The following is a 20,663-nucleotide window of genomic DNA, read 5'->3' on the forward strand; positions in this document are numbered from 1 at the left end:
GTGCTTCAGGCGCTCAACTCGATGACGTGGGCGTCCTGCACGCCCAGATAGCGGGTTGGCGTGCAGGTCAGGACGATCACCTGCCCGGAGTCGCCGACGGTGTCGAAGACTGCGCCCATCTTGGTCAGCCGATCGGGGTCGGTGAAGCCCAGCGCGTCATCGATGACAACCGGTACGGAGTCTTCCTTGGCGACCAGCGCCGCACCGGCCAGCCGGGCCAGGATGCCGAGTTGTTCCTTGGCTCCGCCGGACAGTGACTCGTAGGGAACGGTGCGACCGTTCAGGGTGCGGTTGCAGATTCGCAGATCGCTGTCGATCTCGACCTCGAACGTCGGTCCGAACACCGGTATGCCCAGTCGCTCGATCTCGGTGCGGAACGGCGCGACGTAGCGCTGCCGGGTGTTGTCCCGGTGTCGGGCCATCACCGACCGCAGCAGCTGCGCGGCCCGCGCCCGGCGAGAGACCCGCGAATGCTCAGCGAAGGCATGCTCACGAGCGATCTGGGCCGTGTCGAGACGGCCCTGCCGTCCCTCGTTGCCGATCACGCCGAGTTCGACGGTGATGTCGTTGAGTGCTTGACCGACCTGAGCATGCTCGCGCTCAAGCGTGGTGGCGGCGGCGCTCGCCTCAGCCAGCAAGGCCTGCACCGCAGCGGGATCAGCGGCCGCATAGGCCCTCGCCAGCTCGGCCGCCGCGGTCGCGGCCTGTCGCTGTGCCTCCGCGTCGGCGGCGGCCCGCGCGGCGAGCTGCTCGTCGTCGCTTATTGCCCGCTGTGCTGCGAGCCGTTGTGTCGCCGCGTCGAGTTCAGCGATGGCGTCGCTCAGTTTGGCGCGGAGAACCGTTGCCGCTGTACTCTTTTCGGTCAGCCGCACATTGGCGCCTGCCATCGCACGCTGGTGCAGATCGGCGTCCGAACGGGCGGTCTCGCGCGCCTCGATAGCGCTGACAAATGCAGCACGGGCCGCGCCACCGTCGATGCCTGCGGCAAGCAGTGCAGGCGGGATCGTCTCGCGCAGCGCTGTCAGCCGCGCGCGAATTTCCGTGACCCCTTCGTCCTCGCACAGGCCGGCGAGGGTCGCGGCGAGTTGATCGCGATTGCCTGCGAGTTCCCGGCGGCGCCGTTCGAGGTCCCGCGCGCTGTCGATATCAGCCACACCGCCCTGCCGCAGCGCCTCAGCCAGAACCCGTTGCCCCGCTTCCAACTTCGCGTGGACGCCGGAGGTGGTGGCGCCCGGATCGATCCGAACGCTGAGCACGCCGGGCACCTCGACGCTGGTCGGCGATGCGGTGGGCGGTGCCCAGGTTTGCCCTGCGGCCAACCGGATGGTCTGCGTTCCCACCGTCAGCTCCAGATCGGCGGCTGCGGTGAATTCCACCGTGGCGGCGGTCGCGGTGAGCTGAGCCTCGATACGCTCGACCAGCGCTGCGGCCGACTCGATATCGGCCATCACCCCGGCGGTAAGCGTGATCCCGGACAGCTCGGCGGTCAGCGCGCTCAGTTGCGTCTCGAGCGCCTCGATGCGGTCCAGGCGCGCGGCGAGGCGTTGTGCCTGCTCGTCGGCGGCCAGGGCGTCCACCAGCCGGCGAGCCTCGTCGACCGTCTCCTGGGCCGCGGCGAGCACGGCGGTCGACTCTGCCGATGCCGCACAAGCCATTTCGACGACCTCGCGAGCGGTGTGCTCGGCCTCGATGGCGGCCGCGAGCTGCGACTGCACCTCGGCTACTGCCGCGGTGCGTGCCGCGACGTCCTCGCGCAGGCGAACCCGTTCGGTCTGCGCGGCGCTCGAGGCGGCGCAGGTGCCCTGTGCCGCGGTCGCGAGAAGTTCGGCTTGCCGCAGCTGGTCGGCGAGCTCGGCCAGCTCGCCGGCTGCCACCTGCGCGGCGGTCAAGCGCTCGGCGATGCTCGGGCTGCGATCGGCCAGCGCGGCCTGCTGCTGGGTGAGGTCGGCGTGCCGGCGCACCCGTTCGTCGACTTCGGCGACCGCGGCGGCACACCGGGCCACGTCCTCGTCGGCCGCGCGCAGCTGCGCGATCGCCGCCGCCCACTCGCCCGTCGGCCGGCCCGTCGCGGTGAAGTACTTGCCGTATTCGGCGTCGATCCGCTCGATCAGCAGTGGTTCGGTGCCCGACAACGCGGCGTCGTCGCCGGCTGCCAGATCCAAAGCTCTTGACAGCGCGTCACATTCGGAGAGATCGACGGCAGCGGTCGAGCCGGCCTGCAGAACGCGCTGCGCGTGCCAGAGTCCGGTATCGACCGTCTCACCGAGCATCGCCAGCACACGCTCGTGTGCCTCGTCACCGGTGAGCTGTTCACGGCGCGGCGCCGTGATGGTCAGTTCGGTCTCACACTTCTTGTGGAAGCGTTTGCGGTACACGAATCGGTATGGGCCGGTGCTGATCTCGGCCAGAACCTCCGAGCCGACGTCGGCATGCGTCGGCTTGACCTGCTTGACGTCTTTCTTCGTCGAGCGGTCCTTGGATTCCAGCAGCAGGTCGAGCGCCTCGATCATCGACGTCTTGCCGATCTCGTTGGCACCGCAGACGACGACCACTCCGTGGTCGGGAAACTGGATGTCGCGGTGGGTGATTCCGCGATAGTTGGTCAGAACGAGCCGGTGCAGTTTCACGCTGCACTTCCCCCGGCCAGACGCAGCAACAGCCCGAGCGCACCCTGGGCGTCCTGTGCGGCTTCGTCGTCACCGGAGCGCGCGGTGCTGACGAGTTCGTCGACGGCCGCAGCGGCGAACCCGCCGATCCCGAGATCGTCGAACTCACCGTCGGCCGGCATCACCGCGATGCTGGTACGCCGCTCCCAGGTGCCCAACCAGGCGAACAACCGGGCGTACTTGTCCAGGCAGGCATCCAGTGCGGCACGGTCGGTGACGGTCAACGAGCCGGTCAGCCCCAGCCGCACGACGGTGCGCTCCTTGTCGGCCAGCAGGTCGAGATTGAGGTCGAGATCGGCGATGTCGCGGGTGTCGTCAACCTGGCGGTGCAACGTCACGAACCGCCACCGCCCGACATGGTGAGACTCGACCGTGACCGGGTGCGCCGGGTCTGCCTCGTCGATGTCGACCACCAGGACATGACCCGGGTCGGACTCCACGTCGTCGAAATTCGTCACCTCCGGGGAGCCCGAATACCAGACCCGGCGGCTGTCCCCGACGCAGGTGCGGGAGTGCTTGTCGCCCAAGGCGACGTAGTGCACCGCGCCGCGCCCGACAGCATCGGACAGAGCGGCCATCCGGATCAGCGACGGCTTGCCCGGGTCGGGGTCGAGCACGTCGACCCCACCGTGGGCGACCAGGACACGGGTGGCGCCGTCGGCCGGCAGATCGGCCACGACCGCGGCCGCCAGGTCGGTGGTCGGGGCCTTGCTACGCCACGGCGCGGCGACCAATTGCACTCCCGGCCGAACATCCCACACGCCGTCGCGGTCCAACACGATCACGTTGTCCGGGCATTCCGCCCGAAACAACGCGCTGGTGTACACCGAGGACGCGTCGAGAGGATCGTGGTTGCCGGGCAGCAGATACACCGGAACACCGATGGCGCGCATGGCTTCCAGCGACTGGCTGATGACCTTGGGCGCCAGCTGGTTGTGCTCGAACACGTCGCCGGCCACGACCACGAACTCCGCCTGAGTTTGCCGCGCCAGCTCACCCAGGCCGGCCACGGCGTCACGGCGGGCCGCCGCGTAACGCGGCTGGGCTTCGCCTTCCAGGAAGTGCCGCGTCATGCCGAGCTGCCAGTCGGCGGTGTGCAGAAAGCGCATTCGCGGGTCCCTCCTTCGGCGTCGGCTCGGGTGTTGCGGCGAGTGTATGGCGCTGCGCCGACAAGTCCGTGGACCTCGTCCGGCATGTACTCGAAGCGATTAGCCTGAGCCGGTGAACGCAGGAGAACGCACCCTGGTGCTGATGCGCCACGCCAAGTCGGACTATCCGAACGGGGTGCCCGACCATGACCGGCCGCTGGCATCGCGCGGTATTCGCGAAGGCGCTCTGGCGGGCGACTGGCTGCGGGCCCACGTCCCGGCGATCGATCTGGTGCTCTGCTCGTCGGCGACCCGCACCCGCCAGACCCTCGAGCGCACCGGTATCAGCGCCCCGGTGATGTATTCCGAGCGGCTCTACGGCGCCACCCCGGGGACGATGATCGACGAAATCAACCAGGTGCCCGACGATGTCGCGACGCTGATGGTCGTCGGCCACGAACCGACGATGAGTCAGGTGTCGCTCGGGCTGGCCGACCCGAAGCGCTCGAATCCGAAGGTGGCCGGCGAGATCTCGATCAAGTACCCGACATCGGCCATCGCCGTGCTGCGGGTGCCTGGCAGCTGGGCAGCGCTCGAACTCCGCACGGCGGAGCTCAGGTCATTCCACGTGCCGCGCTAGGAGTTGGTGGCCAGCGTCAGCTCCATCAACTTGATGGCCTGACCGCACGCGTCGATCCCGGGGGCCTGCGGGTTGACCCACCAGCCGACGACGCCACCGGCGTCGCTGGCGACTCCACAGCCACCGTTGGGGTCGCTGGTCCGCATCACGATCGACGGCACACCGGCGATCGCCCGGTTCTCGATCTGATACTTGAGGAACTGACCGACCGCGCGCTCGTTGTCGAGGCTGCCCTGCTCGTACCAGAACCGGGTGATGTCCACCAGCCCGGCAGGGTTGGCGGCCTGCCAACGACAGACGGCGCCGACGAACGTGCTCTGGATGTCGAGCGGGTCGGCGCCCACGGTCTTGGCCAGGATGTCGGTGGTGAGGACGTCGCACTCCTTGAGCAGGTTCGGATACTGCTGCGCGGAGTTGTCGTTGCGCGGCACGTTGCCCGAACCTGACTTCGCCGCGGTCCCGTCCACCGTTTTGGCACAGCCGCTGACCATGACGAGCGCGCAGAGCACCGCCGCCACCGCGGTCACAATCCGCCGCGGGCTCATTTGGAATTCACGATCGATTGCCGGGTCAGTTCCTTGGCCACGTCGCAGGCCGGCGGGAAGGGCTTCTCCGCGAAGCTGACGGACCACTCGATGAAGTCGTCGTTGAATTGGATGCCGATCTCGCACAGGTTGTCCCCCAGAGTCGGATCGGTGCCGACGGCGATGAACCCGCTGTGGCCCTCGATGTTGATGTCCTCGACGCTGGTGCGCGACAGCTCTTCGGTCTTGCGTTCGCGCCCGATCGGGCTGCCGCGGTACCAGGTGAAGGAGAAGTGCGGTCCGAGGATGCCGCCGCCGGCCAGCCACTGGCAGCCGATGGAGTTCTTCGCGGTGTTCACCAGCCCGGTCACCCGAGTCTGCTCGGCCATCGTCTGATCGCTGATTCCGCCGCATTCCGGGAACATCGGTCCGTGTTTGGCGTTGGCCGACTGCGGCGCGGGAGCCTGCGAGCCGGATGGCTGGCCGGGTCCGCTGCCGTTGTCCGAGCATGCGCCGATAGAGGTGGCGATGGCTACAATCCCGGCAGCCAGCGCGAGTTTGCGCGTCGCTGTCATGCGCACCTGCTGCGAGTCACAGCATGCACTGTAGCGGCAGCCCCTTTGCGCAACCACCGACAGGCCGTTTGACCAGCCGCTATAGCGCGATCTCCGGCGTCAGGACCCGGCAGGGGGCGACAACATCGCGCCGGGCCAGTTCCAGCGGTGTGCAACAGTAGCGAAATGCTCCTGGAACTGCTGCGACAGTATGTCCGGCCGTACCGGAGGCTGGTCGCAGCCGTGATGGCCCTGCAGACCGTCAGCACGCTGGCCTCCCTGTATCTGCCCACGGTCAATGCCGCGATCATCGACGACGGCGTGGCCAAGGGCGACACCGGGCTCATTGCCGAACTCGGCCTGGTGATGCTGGCCGTCACCGGACTACAGGTGGTGTGCGCGGTCGGGGCGGTCTACTTCGGCTCCCGCACCGGCATGGGATTCGGCCGCGACCTGCGCTCGGCGATGTTCCACCACGTCACCACGTTCTCCGAGCGGGAGACCGCCCGGTTCGGGGCGCCGTCGCTGCTGACCCGGACGACCAACGACGTGCAGCAGATTCAGGTGCTCATTCAGATGACCACCACGATCCTGGTGACCGCCCCCATCATGTGCATCGGCGGCATCATCATGGCGATCCATCAGGACGCCGGGCTGTCTTGGCTGCTGGTGGTCAGCGTTCCGGTGCTGGCCCTGTCGAACTTCTGGATCGTCTCGCGGATGCTGCCGATCTTCCGGAGCATGCAGCGGCTGATCGACGGCATCAACCGGGTGATGCGCGAACAACTCTCCGGCATCCGGGTGATCCGCGCATTCGCCCGCGAACCGTTCGAGCGGGATCGGTTCGCGGTCGCCAACGCGGCGGTATCCAACACCGCCTTGGCCGCCGGCCGCTGGCAGGCCCTGATGTTGCCGGTGACGACGTTGACCATCAACATCTCCAGTGTCGCCCTGATCTGGTTCGGTGGGCTACGCATCGACTCCGGTCACATGCAGGTCGGCTCGCTGATCGCGTTCCTCTCCTATTTCATGCAGATCCTCATGGCCGTGCTGATGGCCACGCTCATCCTGGTGATGCTGCCCCGGGCCTCGGTCTGCGCGGAACGGATCACCGAGGTTCTGGATACCGAACCCGCGATCGGTAGCCCGGCCTCGCCTCAGCTGCCGGACGGCGGCATCCGCGGCGCGGTCGAGCTCGACAACGCGACGTTCTGCTATCCGGGTGCGGAACGCCCTGTGCTGGAGGATGTCTCGCTGACCGCGCGGCCCGGGACGACGACGGCGATCGTCGGCAGCACAGGATCCGGCAAGTCGACGCTGATATCGCTGATCTGCCGGCTCTACGACGTCACCGACGGAGCGATCCGGGTCGACGGCATCGATGTGCGCGACTACAACCCGGAACACCTGTGGGCCACGCTGGGTCTGGTTCCGCAGCGGGGCTATCTGTTCTCCGGCACGGTCGCCGACAACCTGCGGTACGGCAAGGCCGATGCAAGCGACGACGAAATGTGGTGGGCGCTGCAGGTCGCCGCCGCCGAGGATTTCGTCCGGGCGCATCCAGACGGCCTGAACATGCGGGTTGCCCAGGGTGGCATCAACTTCTCCGGCGGACAGCGTCAACGACTGGCGATCGCACGTGCGGTGATCCGGCGCCCCGCCATCTACCTGTTTGATGACGCGTTCTCCGCACTCGATGTGCACACCGACGCCCGGGTTCGGGCCGCACTTCGCGAGGCATCGGCCGATGCCACGGTCATTATTGTCTCGCAGCGCATTTCGACCGTCATGCATGCCGACAACATCGTGGTGATGGACGGCGGCCGGGTGATCGGCAGCGGCACCCACGACGCGCTGCTGAGCGACTGTGAGACCTATGCGCAGTTCGCCGACTCCCAGTCGATGGGCTTGCGGGTCGGGGGCGGACGATGACCGGGCCGTCGTTCCGCGGCGGCGGAATGCGCGCGATGACCCAGGATCCGCGGCAGGCCCGCTCTCGCGACTTCAAAGCCTCGGCACTGCGGCTGCTGCGGCGGTTGACGCCGCACCGGTGGCCGACCGCGGCGGTGATCCTGTTGTCCGTCGGTGGGATCGCGCTCGGGGTCATCGGTCCGCGCATCCTCGGGCACGCCACCGACCTGTTGTTCAACGGTGTCATCGGCCGACGGCTGCCTGCCGGGATCACCAAGGAGCAGGCTGTGGCCGCGGCCCGCGCCCGCGGCGACAACACATTCGCCGACCTGCTGTCCGGGACAAACGCCGTGCCCGGGCGCGGGGTGGACTTCAGCGCGGTGGGGCACACCCTGCTGCTGGCGCTGTGCTTGTATGTCGTTGCCGCACTGCTGGTCTGGGCCCAAGCCCGCCTACTCAACGTGATCGTGCAGCGCACAATCACCGCGCTGCGCGCCGACGTCGAGGAAAAAATCCATCGCCTGCCGTTGTCCTACTTCGATTCCCGGCAGCGCGGCGAACTGCTGAGCCGGGTCACCAACGACGTCGACAACATCCAGACGTCGGTGTCGGTGACGATCAGCCAGCTGCTGACGTCGGTACTGACGGTGCTCGCGGTGCTCGCGATGATGCTGAGCATCTCGCCGCTGCTGGCGTTGATCACCGTCGTCACGGTTCCGTTGTCGTTGTGGGTGACTCGGGTGATCGCGCGCCGCTCGCAGCGGATGTTCATCGCGCAGTGGACCAACACCGGCCGGCTGAACGCCCACATCGAGGAGACATACAGCGGTTTCACCGTGGTCAAGACCTTCGGCCACCGCGCCGCCGCGCAGGAAAGGTTCCGCGAGTTCAATTCCGACGTTTATCACGCAAGCTTTGGCGCGCAGTTCCTATCCGGCCTGGTCTCGCCGGCCACCACGTTCATCGGGAACCTCAGCTATGTCGCGGTCGCCGTGGTGGGTGGCTACCAGGTCGCCACCGGCCAGATCACGCTGGGCAGCATCCAAGCCTTCATCCAGTATGTCCGCCAGTTCAATCAGCCGCTCACCCAGGTGGCGGGCATGTACAACACGCTGCAGTCCGGGGTGGCCAGCGCCGAGCGGGTGTTCGACTTTCTCGACGAGCCCGAGGAGTCGCCGGATGCACCAATCACCCTGCCCGGCAACGACGCCGGGCGCGTCGAGTTTCAGCACGTATCGTTCAGCTACCAGCCCGGCACTCCGGTGATCGAGGATCTGTCGCTGATCGCCGAACCGGGCAGCACCGTGGCGATCGTCGGGCCGACCGGGGCGGGCAAGACCACGCTGGTCAATCTGCTGATGCGGTTCTATGACGTCGATGCCGGGCGAATCCTGCTCGACGGCACCGATATCAGAGACGTGAGCCGCGAATCGCTGCGCTCACGCATCGGCATGGTGCTGCAGGACACCTGGCTGTTCGGCGGCACGATTGCCGACAACATCGCCTACGGCAAGCCCGGCGCCAGCGAGGGTGAGGTGATCGAGGCGGCACAGGCGGCCTATGTCGACCGGTTCGTCCACTCGTTGCCCGACGGATACCAGACCCGGGTCAGCGATGACGGCGGAAACATCAGCGCCGGGGAGAAGCAGCTGATCACCATCGCCCGAGCGTTTCTGGCCCGGCCGCAGCTGCTCATCCTCGACGAGGCCACCAGTTCGGTGGACACCCGAACCGAACTGCTGATTCAGCACGCGATGACCCGATTGCGCCGGGAACGAACCAGTTTCATCATCGCCCACCGGTTGTCGACCATTCGCGATGCCGACCGCATCCTCGTCATGGAAGCCGGGCGGATCGTGGAAACCGGAAGTCATGCCGAACTGCTGGCGCGTCGCGGCGCCTATTACGCGATGACGCAGGCTTAGTTCCTGGCTGACCGCGCGTGTCCGCCGGCCGGCCGCCGTGCGGAAGCCGAATGCGTCTCCGGCCTATCCGGCACTGGCGGCCGAGCTCTGGCGCTGCGTAGCGGTGCGACCGCGGAGGCCTTGCGGTGCGCGGCTTTCGTCGTTTTCGCTGTGACGGCTGCCGGCGCGCTGACCGGGGGTGCCGGGTCCGGCATCCTGATGCCGAGATCGGTCAGCGCGGCGTGAACGCCGCTCGCAGCCGCCGAGGAGAGGTCGAAAGCCAGCTCGGAAAGGTTGATCTTCGGGAAGAGTCCGAATCCGCTCGGCTGGCCGTAGGGAATGGACCGGTCGTAACCGAGTTCGACCAGAACTCGCAACGTCGGCTCGACGAGATCGGCCAGCGGCGTCGTGATCGCACTCAATCCGGTCGCGTCACCGAACTCTCTGAGCGGCACCACCAACGGCAACTGCTTGGCCGGAATCGTGATGTAAACGGTGTCGCCGTATGTCTGTTGATTGCTCGGACTCTGGCTGGCCTGGTCCAGTTCCTGCTGGGTGTAGTCGATCGGGCCGGTGATATAGCTGCTGTGAATGGCGGCACCGGCGATCAGGTTGAGCATTGCGAAGATGTTCAGCGGATATTGCGGGAAGTCGGCGATTGCGTCGTACTGACAGACTATGTCGATCGTCTGGATGCCGGTATCGGTCGGCGTCGCACCGGACCCGGTGAGATTGATGACGGGAATCGTGAACGGGGCGATCCGTTGCAGCAGTCCACCATTCGGCCGATTCGGGTTGGCGACCAACACGAGGACAAGTCGGCTCTTCTCGGCGTCCGACAGTGTGGTCAGGCTGCGCTTTTCCAACGTCAGGATCGTTGAGCTCTGCGAGTCGCCGAACACCACGAGCGGTTCGGAGCTTGTCGACAGATCACGACGCACCGCGTCGTCGACGATCTTCAAACCCTGAGCTATCGACTGATCGATGGTCATATTCAGCAAACCAGAGAAGGGCCAGAACTGCTCCGGCGTCTCGACGGGCTGCACCGAACACGCCTGCACCCGACACAATGTCGTCGGCTTGACGAAAAACTCCATCGCCCCGCGGGTGTATTCCGGTGTGGCCGGGTCGGGTTTGAAAGTCGTGCCTAGGATGATGGCTGTCGCCGCCGCCCGAGTTGGCGGCGCGGCGACGACGGCGGCCGACCCCAGCGCCGTCATCATCAGACCGGCGAGAACCGCCGACGCGCTCTTGCGTGCACCACGATTGCCGAATCCGAACACCGCCAGCCCCTCCCCCGAAGCAGTCCCAGAGGAACTATCACCGGGGCGGGGGCGAGCACAGTAAGTAGTGCACTACTGCATTTCAAATGGGCCTGCGCGACACCAGCATTCCCATCCGACAGCAACGCGCGGTTAGCAACGGAGCAACGTGCCGGCAACATCACCGCGAAGAATTACAGCGCGGGACCTTCGGCGCGCAGGTCGTCCACCTGGGCCATCGCCGATCGCAGCTTGACCAACCACTCCTCGGCGTGCTCACCTACCAGCCGCACACTCCAGGCCAGCGCATCCGAGCGCGACCGGGCGACGCCCGCGTCGACCAGGGTGTCGAGCACCTGGCGCTCGGGTTGCTTGAGGCGCGTCATCACCGGAACAGCGATGTGTGTGAACAAGATTCGCTCAGGCGCATCCGGGCTACCGACTTCGACTCCCCACGACACCTTGCGGCCGTACTTGTCCTGAGCTTCTTCGGCGATCCGCATGCGTTCGGCGCGGGTATCCTCACGGAATCGCGACGCCCGACCCGCTGAGCGCGCGTCACTGTCCGGCTGTTCTGGGTCTTCGGGCAGACGCCCGACGACAGTGATCTCTTCGCGGTCGACGATCACCGTCGGGTCCCCGGCAAACCATTCGTCAGGGAGGCGTCCGGCGAACCATTCGCCCGCGTCCGTGGCGTCGGGCTGGTCGGCCTGCTGCCACCCGCCGGGGCGGCCGGGCCGCCGATGTGTGTGTTGATGTTTCATGTATTACATGATTACAGCGTTACACAAATTGCACCACAGATTCGCCCATGGCGAACAAGCTCAGGTCAGGACGGTGTCAGCGCGGGTCGGCCCGACGGGCCCGGAACAGCTTGACCTCGTCTTGGATGCCCTTGAGACGTCGGGCCCGTGCGAATGACCAGCTGAAGGATGGGTCGTCGCCGATCTGCTCGCGGGCGGCTTCGGACAGCAGAACAGATCCGGGCCGGGACACCGAGGTAATGCGGCTGGCCAGGTTGACCGGGCTGCCGAACCAGTCCCCCGCACGACTCACCGCCGGCCCATGGGCTAGACCCACCCGCAATTGCGGCAGCGCCTCGGCTTCGGTCGCCTCGACGAGGGTCAACATCGCATCGAGCAGCGCCACCGTATCCGTCGACACCATCATCACCGCGTCACCGATGGTCTTGACGAACCGCACCGGTGGCACCGCCACATTGCGGGCCGCATCGGCGAGACGGTTGGCGAGCTGTTCGAGTTCTTCGGGCGGCACCGTCTCGCCGAGGCGGGTGAAGCCGACGAGGTCGGCGAAGGCGATCGCCACCTGGCGGGCGCCGGGCAGCGGTGCGCCCACCGCCCGCTCATTCGCATTGATCGCTTCGGTCTCCATCGCATGACGCAACTGCAGCATCAGCATGTCCTGAACCATCGGCCCGAGCAACGGGGCGGCGGCGCTGACCAACACCTGCGCACCCTGGGCCATCTCGAGTTCGGTGGTGCCGGGATGCTGCATCGTGGTGGCCACCGCGATATAGCGCATCGCCTCGGCCGCGTGTGAAAGACCCTCTGCCAGAACCCGAACCACGTTGAGCAGCCGATCGGGGTCGAACCCCAAGTCGAGGAATCGCTTGATGTGCACGGCCGATTCGGCATCGGGTTTCAGAAAGACCGCTGCATCCGGGTCGTCGACTGTCGCCAGCCCACTGGCCCGCTGAAAACGCCTGAGCTGGTCGAGATCCAAGCCGGTCTGCTCGCTGATCTGACGGGCTGACAACCGGGTGCCGTCATCACCGAAGATTCGCCGGCCGGGCAGCAACATCGGCGCGAACGACTCCCGGATCTCGTCGACGGTGATGCCCTGCTCCACCAACCACGGAATCAGTTCGGCGCGCTGGGCCCGGGCTTCGCCCGTCAACCCGTCAAGCAGCCCGGCGGCCTCTGGGTCGACGGCATCGGTCACCGACACAACCTATACCGTCGACGGTGATGTCACGATCTCCCCTCCTGGACGGGCTGCCGCCCATCGGCTCGACCGATGCGCGGGTGTTGATCCTCGGCAACATGCCGAGTGTGCTCTCGCTTGCGAGCGGTCAGTACTACGGAAACCCGCGAAATGCGTTCTGGCGCATCAGCGGGGAACTGCTCGGGTTCGAGCCGGACGCACCGTATGACCGGCGGACGGAAATGTTGGGGCGTCACGGCATCGCCGTATGGGACGTGCTCAAGCACTGCCGTCGGGTCGGCAGCCTGGACTCGGCCATCGAGCCGGACAGTATGGTGGCCAACGACTTCGGCACGTTCTTCGCTGCCCAGCCTCGAATCGAACGGGTGTACTTCAACGGCGCGGCGGCCGAGCGCAACTTCACCCGGTTGGTCCGCCTCGACTCCTCAGCGGCGTTTACGCGCCTGCCGTCGACCAGCCCCGCGCAAACCATGCGCTACGCCGAGAAACTGGCCGTCTGGAGTGCAGCTCTGGTAGAGGCTCGATAAGGCTCCGACGGGCCATCGGTCTGCCTATTCTCGTCGGGTGGCGGTCGAATCGACGGCATGCCGAACCTGTGGCGCACAACCGCGAGAGGGAGCGCGGTTCTGCGACTCCTGTGGTGCGCCGCTTGCCGGTGGCGAGCTACCGGCCGAGTACAAGCAGGTCACCGTCCTGTTCGCCGACGTGGTGCGATCGATGGACCTGGCCGCAGCCCTCGGCGCCGAGCGGTTGCGGGAGATCATGACCGAGCTGGTGCGTAGGGCCACGCTGGTGATGGCGCGGTTCGGCGGCACCGTCGACAAGTTCACCGGTGACGGCATCATGGCGATCTTCGGTGCTCCGGTCGCCCTGGAGGACCACGCGTTCCGCGCCTGTCTGGCGGCCTTGGAGCTGCAGAAGGAAGCCGGGCAGTTGGCCGCCGAGATCGAGCAGCACGACGGTCAGCACTTCATGCTGCGGGTCGGCCTCAACTCAGGGCAGGTCATCACCGGCGACCTCACGTCGAGCCCGAGGAGTTGGACCGCGATCGGAGAGCAGGTCGGGCTGGCGCAGCGTATGGAATCGGTCGCCCCGCCCGGTGGGGTGATGCTCAGTGAATCCACCGCCCGCCTGGTCGACGGCGCGGTCGACCTCGGCGACCGGGAGCTGGTTCACGTCAAGGGTGCCCGGGAGCCCCTGCCGGCGCGGCGGGCGTTGCGTGCCGCCGGCGGACTGCGACGACGGCGGACGACGGAGACCACCCTGGTGGGTCGGACGTGGGAACTGGCGAGTATCGCTGCCATGCTCGAGGAAGCCGTCGCCGGGGCGGGGTGCGTGGTGGGGCTGGTCGGCCCCCCGGGAATCGGCAAGAGCCGCATCGTGCGCGAGGTCACGACCCGGGCGGCCCAGCGCGACGTCGATGTCTTCACCGCCTATTGCGAATCGCACACCAGCGACCTGCCATTCCACGCCGCCGCCGCGCTGCTGACCGCCAGTCTGGGCATCACCGGGCCGGACAAGGCGGCAGCCAGGGCGCAGGTGCGTGACCGGGTCTCCGCCGATGCCGATGACCTGCTGCTGGTGGACGATCTGTTGGGGATCGCCGATCTCGAGACGACGACGCCCGCGATCGAGGCCGATGCACGGCGTCGCAGGCTGGCCGGGCTGTTGGATGCAGCACTCATGGCCCGTAACCGGCCCGCGGTGTTCGTGATCGAAGACGCGCACTGGATCGATGAGGCGAGTGAGGTGATGCTCGCCGGTCTCGTCGAGATGGCACCGCACACGCCGACCGTCGTCCTGGTGACCTACCGGCCCGAGTACCGCGGTGCGTTGGCGAATGCGCAAGGGGCGCAAACCATCGCATTGCGGCCGTTGAGCAGCACACAGACCTCGGCGCTGACCAGTGAACTGCTCGGGCAGCATTCCTCGGTGCGAGAGCTGGTCGATCACATCGCCGACCGCGCGGCCGGCAACCCGTTCTTCGCCGAAGAGATCGTGCGTGATCTCGCCGAACGCGGTGTGCTGGAAGGGGTCCGGGCCAAGTACACCTGCTGTGTGGACCTCGCCGACATCCGGGTTCCCGCGACTCTGCAGGCCGCGATCGCCGCCCGGATCGACCGCCTCGGACCGAGCGCGAAACGTACGCTGTCGGCGGCGTCGGTGATCGGCACCCGGTTCAGACCTGATCTGCTCGAAGGCCTAGGCGTGACACCGTCGTTGGCCGAACTGGTCGATGCCGAACTCGTCAGCCATGTGCAGTTCACTCCGCACGACGAGTATGCGTTCAAGCATCCGCTGATCCGCACGGTCGCCTACGAATCACAATTGAAGTCCGACCGCACCGAGCTGCATCGGCGCCTGGCCGACGTGATCCAGGCGCAGGGCTGCGGTGACGACAAGGCGGCGGCGATCGCCGAGCATGTCGAGGCGGCCGGGGACCTGCGAATGGCCTACGACTGGCACATGCGGGCCGGCCAATGGCTGATCAACCGGGACATCTCCGCGGCGCGCACGAGCTGGGCACGAGCCAAACAGGTTGCCGACCGGCTTCCGGCAGACGAAGCCGACCGGCTTGCCATGCGGATAACGCCCCGAACCCTGTTGTGCACCAGCGCCTATCGCGGCGGCGGCCGGGTCGACGACACCGGGTTCGAGGAGCTTCGCGAGCTCTGCGAGCAGGCCGATGACCGCCGATCGCTCGCGATCGCGATGGCAGGCATGCCGTCGACACTGACCCTGCTCAATCGGCATCGCGAGGCCTCGATCGTCGCCGGCGAACAGGTACGGCTCGTCGAGTCGATCGGCGAGCCGACCTTGACAGTCGGCCTACTCATTCCCTCACTCACAAGTAAGCTGCATGCCGGCGAGGTGCTGGGCGCGCTCGCTCTGGCCGATCGGGTCATCGAGCTCGCCGACGGGGATGTCTCGAAGGGAGAACTGGTTCTCGGATCCCCACTGTCACAGGCGACCATGTTGCGAGGCGTCGCGCGGTGCATCTTGGGCGAACAGAGCTGGCGTGACGACCTCAACCGGGCGACCACCATGGCGCGCGACTCCGACCCGACGACGAGATCCATCGTGGTGGCCTACCCCTACGGCATGCTCCTGCTCAACGGCGCGTTGGTGCCCGACGATGCCTTGATCTCCACCTTGGAGCACGCGTTGCGCACGATTGATCAGACTGGCGACAACTTCACTCTCGATATTGCCCGGTTCGCCTGTGCCACAGCATCCTTGATGCACTTGGGCCGCAACCCCAGCGCTGACGTTCGACTGCTCGAGGTGGTGAGTGAATCGACCTCAGCGCAGGACAACGCCCTCGGCACTCTCTGCGCACGCACCGCGCTCGCAGGTCACCACAGTCGGATAGGTGATGCCGAGGTAGCTGTGGCGCTGTCCGAGAAGATTGTTGAAGAAGTCTTCAGTGGTGGCGAAATGCTGCTGCGCGGACCGGCGACCTCGGCCCTGGTGGAAGCGCTTCTGCGACGCGGATCCGAAGCCGATGTGCGCGAGGCACGTTCGGCGATCGACCGACTCGGCGCGGTGCCCACCGAGCCCGGCTTCGTGCTGTTCGATCTGCCGCTACTACGGATGCGCGCCCTGCTCGCCCAATCGGACGGTGACGACCTCGGCTATCTCGACTTCCGCGAACAGTATCGGACAAGAGCGAAAGCCCTTGATTTCCAGAGACATCTGAGACTCGCCGAAGCCATGCCCTAGGACACCGGGGGCCGGCGGTTCGCCCACGGTCGGGCCATCTCGATCTGGTGGCTCAGTGAAAGCAGCGTCGCCTCATCGGAGGGCCGCCCGACGAGCTGCAACGACATCGGGATCCCTTCGTGGTCCAGTCCCCACGGGACGACCGCGGCGGGTTGCCCCGTCGCGTTGAAGACGGCCTGGAACGGCACCCGCCTCGACACCAAGGCCAGCGTCGTCAGCCCGCCACGGTGCTGGTACTGCCCGATTCTCGACGGACCCGTAGCGGTGCCGGGTGTGATCAGCACGTCGACATGATCGAAGATCGACTGCACCCGTGCAGCCAACGCCGGTTCCGCTGCCCGGATCCGGGCGATCTGCGCATCGGAGATCATCCGGCCCAGTCGGGCGATGCCCCTCGTCCGAGGCTCCAACCGCTCCCGATGCGGCAGGGCGGAGGCGTCGTCGTGGGCGCCGCGCCACATCCGGGGCAGGACGTGGCCGTAGGCCGCCCACGCCGGATAGTCGGGGTCGCGCCAGACGACCTCATGACCGAGGTCTCGCAGCAGGGTCTCGGCATCGTCGAGCGACTTCTGCTGGGACAGTCCGACCCGACCCAGCATCGTCGGGGGAAGCTTGGTGCTCAGAGCAATTCGGAGCCGTCCGGGCTCACGACTCGCGGCGGCGACGAACCCGCCCGACGGACCGGGTAACGATGTCGTCGCATCGAGGAATAGTGCGGCGTCCTCCACCGTGCGCGTCATCGGACCATTGACCGACAGACCACACCAGGCGTCGTCGTGCGGAGCGATCGGGACGCGGTCGCGCTGCGGCTTGAGGCCGAACAGCCCACACCAGGTGGCGGGAATGCGGATGGACCCAGCACCGTCGGAACCCAATGCCATCGGCGCCAGCCCCGCCGCCACCGCAGCACCGCTACCCCCGCTGCTGCCGCCGGGGGTTCGTTCCAGGTCCCATGGGTTGTGCGTGGCGCCGAACGCGACGGTTTCGGTGAACGACCACAGCATCAATTCGGGAACCGCGGTCTTACCCAGAATCACCGCGCCGGCTTCGCGCAGCCGGCGCACCACCTCGGCATCGGCCGTGGGTGCGAGCCCGTAGGCGTTGCTGCCGTAGCAGGTGAATTCGTCGGCGACGTCGACGTCGTCCTTGATGGCGATCGGGACCCCCAGCAGGGGCCGCCGTTCGCCTTCGTCGAGCAACTCCTGCGCGGCAGCGGCCTCTTGTCGCGCACTCTCGGCGAGCACCACCCGATAGGCGCGCAATTCCCGATCCACGCGGCCTATCCGGTCGAGATACAGCTCCAAGAGGGCGGGGGCGGTGATGGTGCCGTTGACGAGCATGCGAGCCTGCTCGGCAGCACCGGCGAAGGCAATGTCGGTGGAGTCCATCTCCCGCAGCCTAACGCCGACCGCTACGGTGGCCAGATGGCATGCGTGTTCTGCGAGATCGTCGCCGGTACGGCGCCAGCCATCCGCGTTTACGAAGACGACGATTTTCTCGGTATCCTGGACATCCGGCCGTTCACCCGCGGCCATACCTTGGTGGTGCCCAAGCGGCACAGCATCGATCTGACCGACACTCCGGCTGACACGCTGGCCGGGATGCTCGCCGTCGGCCAGCGGATCGCGCAGGCGACGCGCGCGTCGGAACTCGGGGCGACCGGCAACAACCTCGCGATCAACGACGGTAAGTCGGCCATGCAGACGGTGTTCCACATCCACCTGCACGTGATCCCGCGCCGCGACGGCGACAAGCTGTCCTTCGCCAAAGGGATGCTGCTGCGCCGCGATCCGGACCGCGAGAGCACCGGACGAATCCTGCGCGCAGCTCTGTCCCAACTCGACACGGCCGGATGAGAGTGTCATGAGCTCGTTGGGCAACCGGGCACTGATGCTCTTCGTGAAGATGCACGACACGTTGTACCGGCGCACCAATGGCTGGGTCGGGCACCGAATGCCCGGCGCGCCACCGTCGTTGATGCTGCACACCATCGGCGCGAAAACCGGTCAGCCACGATCGATTCTGCTCGCCTACTACCGCGACGGTGACGACTATCTGGTCGTCGCATCCAACGGCGGGGCGGACCGCAACCCGGCCTGGTATCACAACCTGCGCGCGCAACCGAAGGTCGAAATCAACCTCGGCAGAAAGCGTTTGACGGTGATCGCACACATCCTGCTGCCGGATGACCCGGACTACGCGCGGTTGTGGCAGCTCTGCGATTCGAAGAACCGTGGTCGCTACACGTCGTACCAGAACGGCACCAGGCGGCCGATACCGGTCGTACGTCTCACGCCGTCAGCACGGCGATGGCGCTAGAACAGCTCTTTGGCCAGCAATTCCAGCGTGGTCTCGCGGCCGGGTGCAGTTGCCGGATCGGTGCCGCGATGCGCCGACGCGACGGGATTGACCATGACCTCGTCGACATCGAATTCCGCTGCCACTGCCCGGATCTGATCGGCAGCCTCCGCAGGTGAGCCCACCACCGCCTTGGCCCGCCCGCTCGCGATGACAGCCTCGGCCTGCGGGTGCATGGTGATCGCCGCGGCATCTTCGACCAGGTCGAGCGGGCCCAAGGGTTGTCCGGTGCGCAACCGGGCCATCATCTGCAGGTTAGGCAACAGTAGCGCGTCGGCCTCGGCACGCGTGGGCGCGACCACGGCGTTCACCGTCATGAACGTCACGGGCTCGGCGGCCACCGCACTGGGCCGGAACTCCGACCGGTAGGTCGCCAGCGCCTCGACGGTGCCCTGCCCGGCGAAGTGGTGGGCGAACACGTACGGCAGACCCTTCGCGGCGGCCAGGTGCGCCGAGTACATCGACGAGCCCAGGAGCCACAGCCGCGGTTCCCCGACAGCTGCGGGCGTGGCTTTGAGGATGTAGTCCTGGTTGCGGATCGGGATCCGCACGCCGTGCGCACTCATCAACGCCGCGACATCGTCGAGATACTGCGGGAAATTTTCGATATCCGAATCGTCGCGGGTGCCGCGCAGCATGATCGACGTCACCGGATCCGAACCCGGCGCTCGGCCGATGCCGAGATCGATGCGACCGGGGGCGGCGGCCTCCAGCAACGCGAACTGCTCGGCGACGGCCAGCGGCGCATGGTTGGGCAGCATCACGCCCCCCGAACCCAGCCGAAGCTGGGTGGTCTGGGCGGCCAAATAGGCAAGCACCACCGGTGGGCTGGTCGCCGCGACAGCGGGCATGTTGTGGTGTTCGGCCACCCAGTACCGGGTGAATCCCAGCCTGTCGGCGGTCTGAGCCAGGCGCACGGTAGCCCCCAGCGCATCGGAGGTGGTCTGGTCGGTGCGCACCGGGACGAGGTCTAGGACAGAAAGCCGCATGATCATCTCAACGATACGAGCGGATGCATGCTTCCCCGGAGGGCAGGAGCGAAGCGACCCGGGAATTGGCACCCGGAGGGCAGGAGCGAAGCGACCCGGGAATTGGCACCCGGAGGGCAGGAGCGAAGCGACCCGGGAATTGGCACCCGGAGGGCAGGAGCGAAGCGACCCGGGAATTGGCACCCGGAGGGCAGGAGCGAAGCGACCCGGGAATTGGGTGAGATCACCGGCGCAGGCCGGCCCGCTTCGCGGCGTCGGAGAAGACATCGTCGAGCATCGCCGGTGTGAGCCGCCCGGTGAACATGTTCTGCTGGCTCGGGTGATAGCAGCCCATCAGCTGCCGACCCGACGGCAGATCGACAACCACGCCGTGCCCGAATTTCGGTTTGGCCAGCGCCGGCAGGTCGTCGGCGAGCAGTCGCAGCGCGGCCTGCCAGCCGAACCCGCCCAGCGTGACGATCACCCGAACCCAGGGTGCGATCAGCCCCCATTCGGCGGTCAGCCACGGCTCGCACGTCGACCGCTCGTCGGGCGCAGGCTTGTTCGCCGGTGGGGCGCAGCGCACCGCGGCGATCACCCGAATATCCTTGGTGGACAAGCCATCTGCCGCGTCGACGCTGGTCGGCTGGTTCACCAGGCCGGCACGGTGCAGCGCAGCGAACAGTTGATCGCCGGATCGGTCGCCGGTGAACACCCGCCCGGTCCGGTTGCCGCCCTGCGCAGCCGGGGCCAGCCCCAGCACCAGAATCTTCGGCCGCGCCGAGCCCCATCCGGTGATCGGCCTGCCCCAGTACGGTTCGGCGGCGAACGAGCGCCGTTTGGTGACCGCCACCTGTTCCCGCCAGGCAACCAGCCTCGGGCACGCCCGGCACACGCTGACCTGGGCATCCACCGTCGCGATATCGCCCGCCGCCTCAGCCAACGCAGTCACCTGGGCGGGGTCGGCGGCCACCGGGGTCTCGGGCACAGCGGGGTCGCCAGGCCAGCCCGTGCCGGGCGGGACAGGCGAGTCGAACAACACCCCGGTACGCGGATGCGGAAGGAGAGTCACCGGTCTACTCTGCCTGCGTCCCGCGGTG

General features: G+C 67.1%; 17 protein-coding genes. 7 read left to right on the top strand and 10 right to left on the bottom strand.

Annotated elements, in window-relative coordinates; all coding sequences use genetic code 11:
• Positions 1 to 5 precede the first annotated feature (5 nt).
• A complete protein-coding gene (locus AB431_RS22715) occupies positions 6 to 2,627 on the bottom strand; it encodes an AAA family ATPase (protein ID WP_047331832.1) in 2,622 nt (873 codons plus the stop codon).
• Complete coding sequence (locus tag AB431_RS22720; RefSeq protein WP_047331833.1) at positions 2,624 to 3,775, bottom strand: exonuclease SbcCD subunit D; 1,152 nt, start codon at positions 3,773 to 3,775, stop codon at positions 2,624 to 2,626. The genes AB431_RS22715 and AB431_RS22720 overlap by 4 nt, the downstream gene beginning before the upstream one ends.
• A gap of 142 nt (positions 3,776 to 3,917) precedes the next feature.
• On the opposite strand from AB431_RS22720, the gene AB431_RS22725 reads away from it, so the two are divergent.
• Positions 3,918 to 4,394 (top strand): histidine phosphatase family protein, encoded by a 477-nt coding sequence (locus tag AB431_RS22725; protein ID WP_082135942.1) that lies wholly within the window; start codon positions 3,918 to 3,920, stop codon positions 4,392 to 4,394.
• Here AB431_RS22725 and AB431_RS22730 read toward each other — a convergent pair.
• On the bottom strand, positions 4,391 to 4,885 hold the full coding sequence (locus AB431_RS22730; protein WP_369803087.1) for a DUF3558 domain-containing protein: 495 nt from the start codon (positions 4,883 to 4,885) through the stop codon (positions 4,391 to 4,393). The two genes, AB431_RS22725 and AB431_RS22730, sit on opposite strands and share 4 nt — an antisense overlap.
• A gap of 50 nt (positions 4,886 to 4,935) precedes the next feature.
• On the bottom strand, positions 4,936 to 5,493 hold the full coding sequence (locus AB431_RS22735) for a DUF3558 domain-containing protein (RefSeq protein ID WP_047331836.1): 558 nt from the start codon (positions 5,491 to 5,493) through the stop codon (positions 4,936 to 4,938).
• 165 nt (positions 5,494 to 5,658) lie between these two features.
• On the opposite strand from AB431_RS22735, the gene AB431_RS22740 reads away from it, so the two are divergent.
• Positions 5,659 to 7,404 carry an ABC transporter ATP-binding protein gene (locus tag AB431_RS22740; protein WP_047331837.1) on the top strand — a complete coding sequence of 582 codons (1,746 nt, stop codon included), beginning with the start codon at positions 5,659 to 5,661 and terminating at the stop codon, positions 7,402 to 7,404.
• Positions 7,405 to 7,430: 26 nt separating this feature from the next.
• Positions 7,431 to 9,308, top strand: a complete 1,878-nt coding sequence (locus AB431_RS22745) for an ABC transporter ATP-binding protein (RefSeq protein WP_162489460.1) — start codon at positions 7,431 to 7,433, stop codon at positions 9,306 to 9,308.
• Here AB431_RS22745 and AB431_RS22750 read toward each other — a convergent pair.
• The 3 genes from AB431_RS22750 to AB431_RS22760 form a co-directional block, all read right to left on the bottom strand.
• Positions 9,305 to 10,570, bottom strand: a complete 1,266-nt coding sequence (locus AB431_RS22750) for a PE-PPE domain-containing protein (RefSeq protein ID WP_052960369.1) — start codon at positions 10,568 to 10,570, stop codon at positions 9,305 to 9,307. The two genes, AB431_RS22745 and AB431_RS22750, sit on opposite strands and share 4 nt — an antisense overlap.
• 173 nt (positions 10,571 to 10,743) lie before the next feature.
• Entirely contained in the window at positions 10,744 to 11,313 is a 570-nt protein-coding gene (locus AB431_RS22755; protein ID WP_047331839.1) for a hypothetical protein, read from the bottom strand.
• Between the two features lie 76 nt (positions 11,314 to 11,389).
• Positions 11,390 to 12,511, bottom strand: coding sequence for an adenylate/guanylate cyclase domain-containing protein (locus tag AB431_RS22760; RefSeq protein WP_047333715.1), 1,122 nt, complete (start codon positions 12,509 to 12,511; stop codon positions 11,390 to 11,392).
• Between the two features lie 26 nt (positions 12,512 to 12,537).
• Here AB431_RS22760 and AB431_RS22765 point away from each other — a divergent pair, with 26 nt between their 5' ends.
• Both AB431_RS22765 and AB431_RS22770 read left to right on the top strand, forming a co-directional pair.
• Positions 12,538 to 13,041 carry a DNA-deoxyinosine glycosylase gene (locus tag AB431_RS22765; RefSeq protein WP_047331840.1) on the top strand — a complete coding sequence of 168 codons (504 nt, stop codon included), beginning with the start codon at positions 12,538 to 12,540 and terminating at the stop codon, positions 13,039 to 13,041.
• A 37-nt stretch (positions 13,042 to 13,078) separates the two neighbouring features.
• Positions 13,079 to 16,237 (top strand): adenylate/guanylate cyclase domain-containing protein, encoded by a 3,159-nt coding sequence (locus tag AB431_RS22770; protein WP_047331841.1) that lies wholly within the window; start codon positions 13,079 to 13,081, stop codon positions 16,235 to 16,237.
• Here AB431_RS22770 and AB431_RS22775 read toward each other — a convergent pair.
• The gene (locus tag AB431_RS22775; RefSeq protein WP_047331842.1) at positions 16,234 to 17,625 is read right to left on the bottom strand and encodes an amidase; all 1,392 of its coding nucleotides are present in this window, start codon (positions 17,623 to 17,625) and stop codon (positions 16,234 to 16,236) included. The two genes, AB431_RS22770 and AB431_RS22775, sit on opposite strands and share 4 nt — an antisense overlap.
• Before the next feature lie 36 nt (positions 17,626 to 17,661).
• On the opposite strand from AB431_RS22775, the gene AB431_RS22780 reads away from it, so the two are divergent.
• Entirely contained in the window at positions 17,662 to 18,093 is a 432-nt protein-coding gene (locus AB431_RS22780) for an HIT family protein (RefSeq protein WP_047331843.1), read from the top strand.
• A gap of 7 nt (positions 18,094 to 18,100) precedes the next feature.
• Positions 18,101 to 18,556: a nitroreductase family deazaflavin-dependent oxidoreductase gene (locus tag AB431_RS22785; protein ID WP_047331844.1), complete on the top strand. Its 456-nt coding sequence runs from the start codon at positions 18,101 to 18,103 to the stop codon at positions 18,554 to 18,556.
• On the opposite strand, the gene AB431_RS22790 is transcribed toward AB431_RS22785, so the two are convergent.
• Positions 18,553 to 19,584, bottom strand: coding sequence for an LLM class flavin-dependent oxidoreductase (locus AB431_RS22790; protein WP_047333716.1), 1,032 nt, complete (start codon positions 19,582 to 19,584; stop codon positions 18,553 to 18,555). The two genes, AB431_RS22785 and AB431_RS22790, sit on opposite strands and share 4 nt — an antisense overlap.
• Before the next feature lie 223 nt (positions 19,585 to 19,807).
• The gene (locus AB431_RS22795) at positions 19,808 to 20,635 is read right to left on the bottom strand and encodes a uracil-DNA glycosylase (RefSeq protein ID WP_047331845.1); all 828 of its coding nucleotides are present in this window, start codon (positions 20,633 to 20,635) and stop codon (positions 19,808 to 19,810) included.
• Positions 20,636 to 20,663: the final 28 nt, after the last annotated feature.

Origin of the sequence: Mycobacterium sp. EPa45, assembly GCF_001021385.1 — a bacterium.
GTDB lineage: Bacteria > Actinomycetota > Actinomycetes > Mycobacteriales > Mycobacteriaceae > Mycobacterium.